At 54.7% G+C, this 12,301-nt stretch carries 11 protein-coding genes and 1 tRNA gene; 5 read left to right on the top strand and 7 right to left on the bottom strand.

Annotated elements, in window-relative coordinates; translation table 11 throughout:
• Positions 1-45 precede the first annotated feature (45 nt).
• Both BP822_RS09855 and BP822_RS09850 read right to left on the bottom strand, forming a co-directional pair.
• Positions 46-600: a hypothetical protein gene (locus BP822_RS09855; RefSeq protein ID WP_013719313.1), complete on the bottom strand. Its 555-nt coding sequence runs from the start codon at positions 598-600 to the stop codon at positions 46-48.
• A 79-nt stretch (positions 601-679) separates the two neighbouring features.
• The gene (locus tag BP822_RS09850) at positions 680-1,543 is read right to left on the bottom strand and encodes an HAD family hydrolase (protein WP_013719314.1); all 864 of its coding nucleotides are present in this window, start codon (positions 1,541-1,543) and stop codon (positions 680-682) included.
• A gap of 133 nt (positions 1,544-1,676) precedes the next feature.
• Here BP822_RS09850 and BP822_RS09845 point away from each other — a divergent pair, with 133 nt between their 5' ends.
• Together BP822_RS09845 and BP822_RS09840 are read left to right on the top strand one after the other, a co-directional pair.
• The gene (locus tag BP822_RS09845) at positions 1,677-2,372 is read left to right on the top strand and encodes a hypothetical protein (RefSeq protein ID WP_232844359.1); all 696 of its coding nucleotides are present in this window, start codon (positions 1,677-1,679) and stop codon (positions 2,370-2,372) included.
• A gap of 214 nt (positions 2,373-2,586) precedes the next feature.
• The gene (locus BP822_RS09840) at positions 2,587-2,796 is read left to right on the top strand and encodes an AbrB/MazE/SpoVT family DNA-binding domain-containing protein (protein WP_013719316.1); all 210 of its coding nucleotides are present in this window, start codon (positions 2,587-2,589) and stop codon (positions 2,794-2,796) included.
• A 165-nt stretch (positions 2,797-2,961) separates the two neighbouring features.
• On the opposite strand, the gene BP822_RS09835 is transcribed toward BP822_RS09840, so the two are convergent.
• The 4 genes from BP822_RS09835 to BP822_RS09820 form a co-directional block, all read right to left on the bottom strand.
• Positions 2,962-3,035: transfer RNA gene (locus BP822_RS09835), tRNA-Arg, on the bottom strand.
• Positions 3,036-3,166: 131 nt separating this feature from the next.
• Positions 3,167-3,475: a 30S ribosomal protein S10 gene (gene rpsJ / locus BP822_RS09830; RefSeq protein WP_013719317.1), complete on the bottom strand. Its 309-nt coding sequence runs from the start codon at positions 3,473-3,475 to the stop codon at positions 3,167-3,169.
• A 22-nt stretch (positions 3,476-3,497) separates the two neighbouring features.
• A complete protein-coding gene (gene tuf / locus BP822_RS09825; RefSeq protein WP_013719318.1) occupies positions 3,498-4,772 on the bottom strand; it encodes a translation elongation factor EF-1 subunit alpha in 1,275 nt (424 codons plus the stop codon).
• Positions 4,773-4,844: 72 nt separating this feature from the next.
• Entirely contained in the window at positions 4,845-7,040 is a 2,196-nt protein-coding gene (locus tag BP822_RS09820) for an elongation factor EF-2 (RefSeq protein ID WP_273270969.1), read from the bottom strand.
• A gap of 207 nt (positions 7,041-7,247) precedes the next feature.
• Here BP822_RS09820 and BP822_RS09815 point away from each other — a divergent pair, with 207 nt between their 5' ends.
• Together BP822_RS09815 and purM are read left to right on the top strand one after the other, a co-directional pair.
• Positions 7,248-8,642, top strand: a complete 1,395-nt coding sequence (locus BP822_RS09815; protein ID WP_048132081.1) for an aspartate kinase — start codon at positions 7,248-7,250, stop codon at positions 8,640-8,642.
• Positions 8,639-9,634 carry a phosphoribosylformylglycinamidine cyclo-ligase gene (gene purM / locus BP822_RS09810; protein ID WP_273278094.1) on the top strand — a complete coding sequence of 332 codons (996 nt, stop codon included), beginning with the start codon at positions 8,639-8,641 and terminating at the stop codon, positions 9,632-9,634. The genes BP822_RS09815 and purM overlap by 4 nt, the downstream gene beginning before the upstream one ends.
• A gap of 27 nt (positions 9,635-9,661) precedes the next feature.
• On the opposite strand, the gene BP822_RS09805 is transcribed toward purM, so the two are convergent.
• On the bottom strand, positions 9,662-10,438 hold the full coding sequence (locus tag BP822_RS09805; RefSeq protein ID WP_013719322.1) for an AAA family ATPase: 777 nt from the start codon (positions 10,436-10,438) through the stop codon (positions 9,662-9,664).
• 168 nt (positions 10,439-10,606) lie between these two features.
• On the opposite strand from BP822_RS09805, the gene BP822_RS09800 reads away from it, so the two are divergent.
• The coding region (locus BP822_RS09800) for an adenosylcobalamin-dependent ribonucleoside-diphosphate reductase (RefSeq protein WP_286878217.1) at positions 10,607-12,301 on the top strand (1,695 nt) is incomplete at its 3' end.

Raw genomic sequence — 12,301 nt, 5'->3', positions numbered from 1 at the left:
CGGCCTCGATCGTATCAAATTTTGCAGCTTATATGAGCTTCACCCTCAGGTCATGGCCATGAGCTCAAGCTTCATCCGGTCAGATTCACCAGTCCCAGATGAGGATTCTACCTTTTGCGTATCCTCATCGGAGACATAGGACAAATAGAGCTTACGCCTCTTGCCCTGGCTCATCTTGACGTGCTTGGGATCAAGCTCCAAAGCGCGCTTCATCACGCTTATGACCGTTGTCTTATTCAGACCGAGCATGTCCACCAGCTCGCTGGTGGTGTATCTGCCCGGCTTCTCCGCCATGATATCGATCAGAGATCGGGCATGATTATCCAGGGCCTTACCATCGCCTGCGCCTGACTCCACTGCAGCAGAAGGCCGGGCCTGCCTGGTGCGAAACTGGCTCTTCAGGTCGGATACCTCTTTGGATAAGCGGTCAACCTGATCGATCAGCCTGCCCAAAAGCTCGACATCGCTCTTCTTAGAGTCCATGTCCTGGGACATCTTGTCGATAGCGGAGACGAGCATTATCATAGCCTGTGCTTCTCGACGATCTCTTTCAATCTCTTCGGCCTTTGTTTTGTATAGCTCTAAAAGCTCTTCGAACATTTATTGGCTACTCCTAGTATCTTCTAGTTCAATCTCATTTCGAAGCGAATTAAAAGGTTGCCGGACAGAGGGTCAACTGTCAAGGTATATAATACTTTTCTTGTAGTTCGCCTTGTCGGGAAGGAGTAGATTCGTTCTGGCCGATAGATCCAGATTCTTTAATGACTCGGGGAAGGTCACGGATGCTCTTGATGATGACACTAGCGGAATCCAGCAACCTGGGAGAGGGGCGAGTGTGCTGCTCCACCGTCAAAACTCCCAGGTCTGCCGCCTTCAAGGCATAGATATCATTCAAGCCATCGCCAACCATGACCACATGGCCATACCTTTCCTTGAGCTCTGCTACAATCTCCTTCTTCCGCCAGGGGTTGGCTACTGGATTCATTCGCGATGGATCTATGCCCAGATCGTCCAGGCTGTTCAGGCTCCTTCTGCTATCTCCTGAGGCTAGATAAACATCTGCGCCCATAGCCTTTAAATCAAGCAGTACCCTCTCCAATCCAGGAAATGGAATGCCACCAGTGCTGATTGCATAGGCGATCTCTCCATGATCATGGTCAACGATGAATCCTGCAGTGCGATAGTTCCCCGGGCATTTCGCTTTCACTATTGCACAGGCCTCCTGCAGCTCGCGCATCTTGACCGGAGAGCTCTTCAGAATCCTCAAGACCTCATCTGGGGAGATCTGAGAGGATGAGCAGCTGATCTTGATGCAATCCTCGCGACCCAAGACCAGCACTCTGATGGGATGGTCGGGATTGCAGGATATTATCATATCCGGATCGATCTGAGGCACTACCAGTGCCCGGCCACTCTTCTCCATGATAAGCTCCCAGGTGACGACCTTCTCCAGGATAATATCTCCTGGTATGTCCTTGGCCACGCGATACATCCTCATAATGGTCCCTGCTACATCCATGACCACAGCGAGATCCCCTGACATCAGCCATGAGTTTGGGCAAAGGAATGAGATCAAACTATCGCCCCCCCAGTGCAATAACTTTTTTATCTAGAAGATCCAAATAGATCTCCAGTAAGAAAAATGGGGTAGGATTACGAGGGGAGTAGCGTTGGCTTTGTTGCTGATATTCCTCTTCACCCTGGAGCAAACTGGCATAGCATCTGCTCTATCCGGGCAGGTCCAGGAGGGGGAGTTCACCAACGGCCTGAAGGTGGCAGGAACGGGCTATTTCGAGGTTGGCGTCTCAGTAAAGGACAGAAACCTGGCTTTGGAGTATAACAGCTTCATGACCGGTGACGGCGACCTGGAGATGGATACGGGAACCGTTGAATCCCAGAGAGCTGGGCGGATGCCGGGCATGAGCAATGACTCAACTATTCCCCTGAACCTCTGGGAGAACACTCGGATCACCTACTCCGGCACCACCCCAATGGTGGGAACCAAGTACATCAACTCCAAATCCTTCTGGGGAGGAATAGGAGCTGAGGTTCAGGAGTCCTTCTCCGTCACCGAGATGGAGAGGGAAGGAAGCACATTCTTCGCCTCCACAAATCCTTCCTCTTATACCGCTGACCCGAATGAGATCGCACGGCTCCTCAGCACCAGCCCGGTTGACTCGGTAGGCATATCGACCAGGAACTCGTTTAATGGAACCTGGCAGACCGATGCCCATCTGCACAAGATGTTCTCCAAGGATGTCAAGGTGCACGAGTCCTTTACCGGCACGTTCGATGTGGAAAAGAGGCTGGTCTTCCGGGACGATCCAGCTAAGGAGAAGCGAGAGGCGGGATGCGAGGGCATAGACTGCTAGAGAGTTCATTCGATGAAAAGTCATGCTCTCCGGCCATGCCAGCGAGCAGGGCAGCTCTTGCGACCGCCTCCTTGCCGGCAGCCTGCTTCCCCGATGGATCGACAAGAAATTCACGGTTTTGCCATCTTCTAGATCAGACATCTTATCGCATTGCCTTCATATGAACCTCATCTCAGAATAAGCCTTTTATAAACAAGAGGGATGGATGGCCTAGGTGAGTGGATTGATTACCAATATCGATGCTAACGGCAGGGTTCAGCTTCCCCTAGCCATCAGATATGGCCTTGACCTATGCACTGGAGACAGGATTGCCATAGACCATTTGGGCGATGGGACCATCATTCTCAAAAAGATCGATGATGGGGTTACTCTAAAAGGAGCAGACAGGTCAAATGCCAGGGCAGAAAAGGCATCCAGCAGCTGATAGCGGAGAGAAGATCAACCGGAATCTACCGATCGGCGATCCTGCTTAATTAACTTAAGAAATTTCCGGAGAGTGTACTGCCACAGCGGTCACTTCTGGAAATCTTTAGCGAGACTCAGTAAATCCCAGAAAGCCCAAAATTTAGAATCAACTGCAAAAATGTTACGGACCCGCCGGGATTCGAACCCGGGCCCGAGGCTCCGGAGGCCTCTATTCTATCCAGACTATACTACGAGTCCACATCCCCTTTAATCTCATTCAATCCAGCATCTTATGCAAATAATCCTATGATACTGGAACATTCCTCTGAAAATTTAGAATGATATAGGCAGCGGGCTCTCTTCCCGGGAAGCACCCCTACCTACTGATCTCAGCTTTCCAGAACGATTTCTATATTCACGTTTTTAGGAACCTGAATCCTCATGAGCTGCCGAAGAGCGCGCTCATCGGCATCTAGATCGATAAGCCTCTTGTGCACCCTCATCTCCCAGTGGTCCCAGGTCGCTGTTCCCTCTCCATCAGGGCTCTTTCTGCATGGTACAACCATTCTCTTAGTGGGAAGAGGGATGGGGCCCGCCATATGGACGCCCGTCCTCTGGGCAATCCCTTTGACCTGATTGCAGATATCGTCCAGCATCAAGGGATTGGTGCCAGAGAGCCGAATTCTAGCCTTTTGCATGTTTACACCAAAAAAAGTTGGTTCAGCGTGGTACCACGCTCATGCACATGCCGGCTGCGACGGTCGTGCCCATGTCTCTAATGGCGAACCTGCCCAGCTGGGGAATCTCCTTCACCGGCTCAATGACCATGGGCTTGGAGGGAGTGACCATGATGATGGCCGCATCTCCAGCCTTGATGAAGGCGGGATTCTCTTCCTTAACTGCACCGGACCTCGGGTCCAGCTTGGCCAGAATGGCTGTCAGGGTGCAGGCGATCTGAGCTGTATGGCAGTGGAATACTGGAGTATATCCAGCGGATATGGCGCTTGGATGCTGCAGCACCACTATCTGGGCCTTGAACTCCTTGGCAACGGTCGGGGGCTTCTCCACCGATCCGCAGACATCTCCCCGGCGAATGTCCTTCTTGGAGACGCCACGCACATTCCATCCGATGTTATCTCCGGGGAATGCCTCAGGCACCTCCTCATGATGCATCTCAATGGACTTGACCTCGCCGGTCACATTTGCGGGCTGGAAGACTATCTTATCGTTCTTTCTCATGACACCGGTCTCTACTCTGCCCACGGGCACAGTGCCGACACCTGAGATGGTATAGACGTCCTGCACCGGTACGCGCAGAGGCAGGTTGGTGGGCTTATCCGGGACCTTGAGGTTGTTTAAGGCCTCGAGTAGGGTTGGGCCCTTGTACCAGGGCGTATTGGTGCTGGCTTTGGCCAGGTTATCTCCCATCAGACCGGAGAGGGGTATGAATGGTATATCATCTACCTTGTATCCAACCATCTTGAGGAGCTTGCCTACCTCTTCCTTGACCTCGTTGTACCTCTTCTCGTCGTAGGGTGGGGTGGTGGCATCGATCTTGTTCATAGCCACAACCAGCTGGTTGACTCCCAGGGTCCTGGACAAGAAGACGTGCTCCTTGGTCTGAGCCATGACTCCGTCCGGGACGGCCACGATCAATACGGCAGCATCTGCCTGGCTGGCCCCGGTGATCATGTTCTTCACGAAGTCCCTGTGGCCAGGGCAGTCCACCACGGTAAAGTAGTACTTGGCGGTATCGAAGCGATGATGGGCGATGTCGATGGTAACGCCCCTCTCGCGCTCTTCCTTCAGGCTGTCCATGACCCAGGCGAACTCGAAGGTTGCCTTACCTTTGCTTGCTGCTTCTTTTTTATACTCATCAATGACGTGGGGGTCTACAGCCCCTGTCTCGAACATCAATCTGCCTACGGTTGTCGACTTTCCGTGGTCGACGTGTCCAATGAATGCTAGATTGAGATGCGGCTTAGTATCTGCCATAACTTATCTCCTCCAACTGGCACTATCCATATTTTTCGGTATTTCTGCTTTTAATCCTTTCGAAGGGTTCGCTTATACAACCTTCAGGTAATCACTGGGTTTGGGCATCTCCGGCTTCAAGCCCTTTCTGGTCCTGATCTGCTTGACAGTCTCTAAGAGCAGGTTTGCGGGCAGGGGCTCGAATCCTGCGAACTCCGTCGACCAGAGGGCTCTCCCTTCGGTGGCCGATCTTATCGCCCCGGAGAAACCGAACATCTGAGCCACAGGCATCTTGGATTTAAGGATCACCATATCGCCCTGGCTGTCCATGTTTAGGATGACGCCTCTTCTCCCCTGGATCTCAGACATGGCTCCACCCATTTGATCCTGAGGCACCTGTATATAGACGTTCTGGAAGGGCTCGAGCAGCACGGGATCTGCCATTAGGATCCCTGCCTGCACTGCCTGCCTGACTGCGGGAATGACCTGAGCCGGGCCGCGGTGCACTGCATCCTCGTGCAGCTTCACATCCATGATCTTGGCCTTTATCCCCTGGACCGGTTCCCTGCAGATGGGGCCGTTCTTCAAGGCCTCCTCGAAGCCTTCCAGTATGAGCTCCATGGTCTCTCTCAGGTACTGAATGCCTTTGGTCATATTAAGAAGGATATTGGTCCCGTAGTAGCCGGATATGTTCCGGGCCTCATCCTTATCCATGCCATTTTCGATGAGCAGCTTTCTGCGCTCAATCTCCTCCATCTTCATGCTGATCTTGCCCTCTTTCAGGGACTGGATCACTCCTTCTTCCAGAGGCTCAAACTCGATATAGAAGCGGTTATGATGGTTGGGCGACTTTCCTTCTACTGGCCCCGCATGGCCGGCTATGGACTCCCGGTATACCACAATGGGCGGAGAGGTCTTCAGCTCTACACCGCGATCGCGCTGGAGCCTGGTGACGGTGACATCCAAATGCAGCTCACCCATGCCTGCCATGAGATGCTCTCCGGTCTCCTCATTGATGGTGACCTGCAAAGTTGGGTCCTCCTTGGCGATCTGCCTCAATACCTCGACCACCTTGGGCAGGTCGCGGGTGTTCTTGGCCTCGACCGCCACGGTCATGACCGGTTCGGAGACATGCTTGATCTGCTCGAAGGGGGTCATATTCTCCTCTGAGGATATAGTGGATCCGACGATCGCATCCCTAAGGCCGGTAACCGCTGCGATGTTCCCTGCCGGGATCTCCTCTACCTCTACCCTCTCCGCACCCATTACCACGCCGGTCTGCTGAATGCGGTTGGTTCCACCGAAGCCAGATACATAAAGCTCCATGCCCCGCCTGAGTGTCCCGGAGAAGAGCCTTCCTGTGGCCACCTCGCCAGCATGAGGGTCGACCTTGACCTTGTTGATCATGAAAGCCACCGGCCCATTCGGATCGCATGAAGCCATGGCCTTCCCCACCGGGCTGTCCCAATCGCCGTGCCAGATGACCCCGACCCGCTCCTTCTGGGCCTCGATGGGACTGGGCAGGAACTTGACCACCATATCGTTGACTGCAATGTACAGGGGAACCTTCTCTGCCAGCTCCTTCATCTTTCCTTCATGGCAGTAGTCTACCACCTGATCAAAGCCGATCCCCGTCTTCTTCATCTGGGGAACGCTTATTGCCCAATTATAGAGGGCTGACCCGAAGGCGATATTTCCCTTGGCGGCATCCAGCTTCCAGCCGGCTTTATATTTCTCCTCATCCATTCCTAAGATGAGCTTGTTGACATTGTCAATGACCTTGCCCAGGCGAGCGGCCATGTCCTTCTTCTCCACCTTGAGCTCGTTGATCATCCGGTCCACTTTATTGACGAAAAGGACCGGCCGAACGCCCTCCTTCAGAGCCTGTCTGAGCACGGTCTCCGTCTGGGGCATGGCGCCCTCTACCGCGTCCACGACCACCACAGCACCGTCCACAGCGCGCATGGCTCTTGTGACGTCGCCCCCGAAGTCCACGTGGCCGGGAGTGTCAATCATATTGATCAGATACTCTTTGCCGTCCACCTCATGGACCATGGAGACATTGGCGGCATCGATGGTGATTCCTCGGGCCTGCTCCAGGGGATCGAAATCCATGAATAGCTGCTTTCCTGCCAGATCCATGGAGATCATGCCTGCCCCGCCCAACAGGTTATCAGAAAGGGTTGTCTTGCCGTGATCGATATGTGCTACGATTCCGATGTTCCTGATAAACTGGGGTTTATCCATCAGAGTCATTACACGTTCTGCTATCTTCTTCCTCTTGCCCATAATACGCCTCGCGAAGTTTGAGATAAATCTTATAATCCTGACTAGGACTGAGACTCCTCGGGCTCAATGTATTTAAGCCTTCGGCCCCTTCTTCGGGCGGTTTGTAAAGGGAAATATACGATCCTTCATATTGGCAGACCGCCCTCTTGAACCATCGCTGGACAAAGCTTAAATCGATGCGAAGATAGCTGTGGTTCGGTTTTTAAGATGGCGCGCTTGGTAATGAAGTTTGGTGGTGTTTCCGTTGCTGACGGAAACCGGCTGAGGCATGTGGGCGATCTTGTCGCGCATTTCCATCGCGACAATGAGATAGTCCTCGTCACCTCTGCCCTTCAAGGGGTAACGGATGAGCTTCTGGCCTGTGCCAGAAGGGCGGCCAGCGAAGGCAATGTCTCAGATGTGATGGACTTCATGGAGAGGATCACAGATAGACACAACCAAGCGATAGCAGATGCAATCCAGAATCCTGCAATCGCCAAAGAGGTACAGGGTATAATATCTGAGAAGCTCTCATTGCTCGAGAAGGCCTACATCGGCATCTGCTATCTGGGAGAGCTAACCAGACGCTCGCTCGACTATATCTCCGGCTATGGCGAGCAGCTGGCTGCACCCATTCTATCCGGGGTGCTGCGGGATATGGGAATCGAATCCCAGCATTATACCGGAAGAGAGGCGGGAATCATCACCGACAGCAATTACGGGGATGCCAGACCCCTGGAGAAGACCTATGGCCTCATCCCCCAGAAGCTACTGCCGTTGAAGGGCGTCCCAGTGGTCACCGGATTCATAGCCCAGGACGAGAAGGGGACGAATACCACCCTTGGCCGTGGTGGCTCCGACCTTTCCGCATCACTGATCGGTGCGGCGATCAATGCGGATGAGATCTGGTTCTGGAAGGAGACCTCCGGCATCATGACCACTGATCCCAAGATAGTGCCAGAGGCCAAGACGATACCCACCATCTCCTACCGGGAGGCGATGGAGCTCTCCTACTTCGGGGCTAAGGTCCTCCATCCCAGAGCCATCGAGCCAGCCATAAAAAAGGGTATCCCTGTGAGGGTTAAGTGCACCTTCGATCCCGAGGACCCAGGAACTCAGATCGTGAGGGACGATGTTCCCAAAGAGGATGTGATCAAGGCGGTCACACTGCATCAGAAAGTCGAGCTTCTGAACATCTCCGGCGCGGGGATGATAGGGACACTGGGCGTTGCTGCTCGCGCCTTCACCGCTCTGGCCGAAGCGGGGATCAATATCGTGATGATCAGCCAGGGCTCCTCTGAGGCCAACATATCAATGGTCATAGAGGAGGGACAGGCAGATCGAGCGGATGAGGCTCTGCGATCTGAGTTCCCTAGGGATGTGGTCAAGGAGATCTCCCATGACCATGATGTCTGCACAGTAGCGGTGACAGGCTCGGGAATGGCCGGGACTCCGGGGGTTGCCGCCCGGGTGTTCAAGGCCATGGGTCAGGCTAAGATCAATGTGGTCATGATCAGCCAGGCATCTGGCCAGCATAACATCTCCTTTGTGGTAGCATCGGCGGATGGGGAAAGAGCAGTTCGGGAGCTTCATCGCGAGTTCGGTCTGGGTGGTGAAGCATGAAGAAGCTCACTTATGCCCAGGCAGGAGTGGACATCAGCCTGGAGAATAGGTCCATCGAGGCCATGAAGTCCGTTCTCACCACCAGGCGCAAAGGGTTCGGGGCACCATTGACCGATATAGGCCATTATGCAGGCCTCCTGGATATGGGAAGCTTTGCCCTGGCCATGACCACTGACGGGGTGGGATCAAAGGTTCTGATCGCCAATGCCATCTCCAAGTGGGATACCGTGGGAATAGACTGCATAGCTATGAATGTGAACGACCTGTATGCCATCGGTGCCGAGCCCATAGCCTTTGTCGACTACCTGGCGGTGGAGAAGGTCGATCCCGAACGCGCAGAGCAGATAGCCATAGGTCTCGCCCGGGGTGCTGAACTCTCCAATATGACCATCGTGGGAGGAGAGACCGCCTCCCTGCCGGAGATCATCCGGGGATTCGACCTGGCCGGAACCGCTATCGGCATCGTGGACAAGGATAAGGTGGTGACCGGGGAGAAGATCAAGAAAGGGGACGTGCTGGTTGGGGTCCCAAGCAGCGGCCTGCACAGCAACGGCTACACTCTGGCCAGGGCCATAGTGGCCCAATCCGGATACACTTACTTCGATCGCCTGCCCGGAGGGGAAAAAAGCATAGGAGAGGAGCTTTTAGTTCCCACCAGAATCTATCATGAGATCGTAGAGCTGGTGGGAAGGTGCGATGTCCACGGCCTCGCGCACATCACCGGCTCGGGACTACTAAAGCTGCGCCGGATCAGCAATCTCGGATTCGAGATCACCGATCCGCTGGAACCCCAGCCCATATTCCATTTCCTGCAAGAGCAGGGCAGGGTGGAGGATCTGGAGATGTACCAGACGTTCAACATGGGAATGGGCTTTTTAGTGGTGCTGGCGGAGGAAGAGGCCCAGGAAGCCTGCCGGATCATGGGACCTGGCTCTCGGGTCATAGGGTCGGTGGTAGGAGAGGGATTAAGAGCAGGCCATCTGGCCTTCTAGGCCTGCCTGTTTCATCTATTTCTCGATCTATTCATTCTTCTCTATTTTATTCTCGCCGAACATCTCTTCAAGCTTCTCTTTTATCCTCTTGATGGACTGGACCGAAGGGCAGTCGGCATCTATAGGAGGGGTGCCTGCCAGGTCCGCCTCCACCAGGCAGCGATCGAAGGGTATGGTTCCGAGGACTGGAATTCCCATTGCCGAGAGCTTGTCCGCCACAGGACCGGGGTCGTCCGCCTTGTTTATGACGGCAAAGTACCTGGAGATGCCTATCTCTTTGCCCAGCTGCATTATCCTCTCCACGGTCTCAATGGACCTCATCCCCGGCTCCACCACTGCGATCATGGCGTCTACGCCTCTGGCAGTAGCCCGGCCCAGATGCTCTATGCCCGCTTCCATATCCAGGATCACCAGATCCTTCTCCCGGGTTATCACATGTCGAAGGAGGGCTTTGACGAAGGCATTGGCAGGACACATGCAGCCCGATCCTCCGGAGTCGATGGTGCCCATGACCACCAGCTTGACGTTGTCCGGCCCGGTGCAGCCGCACATGCCTACAACATCGTCGACCTTGGGGTTCATCTTGAACATGCCCATGGGCATGCCCGCTCGCTCCTCAACCAGGTCCTTGTGTTCAGTGACCGGCTTGGGCAGATCAGGAATGCCCAGAGCCGAGCCCAGGTTCATGCTCGGGTCGGCGTCGATCGCCAGGACGTTATAGCCGTCGCGCGCAAATAAACGGGCCAGGGTTCCGGCGAGGGTGGTCTTGCCCACGCCTCCTTTTCCTGAGATGGCAATTTTCATTTCATTTAACCTCTGTAATTGTAGTAAGTCTGCGGTCAAGCCATAGAAATTTAACGGCTCGGGCAAGAGAGATGCAGGTTTATATCGATTATGCATGATAGGTATAGGATGCGGGATAATCCGGATCTAATAGAGCGGATGGATTTCGAATCCGCAGGATGAACAGGGATGATCGAGCGCATCAGAAAACGGGACGGAAGGGTGGTCGAGTTCCAGACCGAGAAGATTGCCCTGGCCATATCCAAAGCCTTTCGAGCCGTGGGCAGAGAGGAGGAAGATGCTCCTTTCAGGCTGGCAGAGGAGGTGGCTAAAGAGGCAGAAGAACGATTCTCCCGCACCATTCCCGGAGTGGAGGAGATCCAGGACCTGGTGGAAAGAGCGCTCATATCCGCTGGCTACGCCGATGTGGCCAAGGCCTATATCCTCTACCGCCAAAAAAGAACGGAGATCAGAGAAGCCAAACGCTATCTAGGAGTGGCAGATGACCTGAAGCTCTCGGTCAATGCTGCGGAGGTGTTGAAGAAGAGGTATCTCTTAAGGAACGAGCGGGGAGATGGGGTGGAGACCCCGGGAGAGATGTTTGGACGGGTGGCCGATCATATCTCCAAGGCCGAGTCAAAATATGGCGGTGATGTTGAAAGCTATCGATCTCTTTTCCTGCAGATGATGAGGAACCTGGAGTTTCTGCCCAACTCCCCCACGCTAATGAATGCAGGCTTGCCTTTAGGCCAGCTGTCCGCCTGCTTTGTCCTTCCTGTAGAAGATTCGCTGCCCAGTATCTTTGATGCTCTGAAGAGCATGGCCCTCATCCACCAGAGCGGCGGAGGCACGGGATTCTCCTTCTCTCGACTGCGGCCCAAGGACGATGTCGTCCGGGCTACAGGCGGAGTGGCCAGCGGACCGGTCTCCTTCATGCGCATCTTCGATACGGCGACCGATGTGATCAAGCAAGGCGGGCGCCGCCGGGGAGCGAACATGGGGATATTGAGGGTCGACCATCCCGATATCATGGAGTTCATCGAGGCCAAGGAGCAGCCGGGATTCCTGGAGAACTTCAACCTCTCTGTGGCGGCGACGAACGAATTTATGGAAAAATCGCGGGGTGAGGGGAAAATCGACCTGATCAATCCGCGCACGGGCCTGGCGGCGGGCCAGCTGAAGGCGGCGGATCTTTTGGGCCTTATCGCCACCTCCGCCTGGAGGGGTGGCGACCCGGGGATCATCTTCATCGATCGCATCAATGCCGCCCACCCACTCCCTGGGGAGATCGAAGCCACAAACCCCTGCGGGGAGCAGCCCTTGCTGCCGTATGAGTCCTGCAACCTGGGCTCGATCAACCTCTCCCGGCTGGTGAGAAAAGGAGAGCTGGACTGGGATCACCTGGCCGATCTGGTCAGATTGGGGGTGAGGTTTCTGGACGATGTAATCGAGATGAACCGCTTCCCCCTGCCGCAAATAGAAGAGGCCACACTGAGCCGCCGCAAGATCGGCCTGGGTGTGATGGGCTTTGCGGATATGCTCATTATGATGAACATCTCCTACGCCTCGCCCCAGGCTGTGGCCCTGGCGGAGAAGTTGATGAAATTCATCACCGAGCATGCTCGGGCCGAGTCGGCCCGCCTCGGGGAGGTCCGGGGCTCCTTTCCACTCTTCGAAAAGTCACGCCTAAGGGGCTATAGCAGCATGAGAAACGCCACTGTGACCACCATTGCCCCCACCGGTACCATCAGCATCATCGCCGGCACGAGCAGCGGCATTGAGCCGCTCTTTGCATTGGCATTCGTGCGCCGGGTGCTGGAGGGGGCGCGGCTGCTGGAGGTCTCACCGCTCTTTGAGAAGATGGCGATGGAAAGGGGGATTTAT

This window comes from Methanosaeta sp. UBA458 (assembly GCF_002496085.1).
In the GTDB taxonomy this organism is placed as follows: domain Archaea; phylum Halobacteriota; class Methanosarcinia; order Methanotrichales; family Methanotrichaceae; genus Methanothrix; species Methanothrix soehngenii.
Note: the sequence above shows the minus strand (reverse complement) of the source record. Positions and strands in the feature narration are given on the sequence as shown.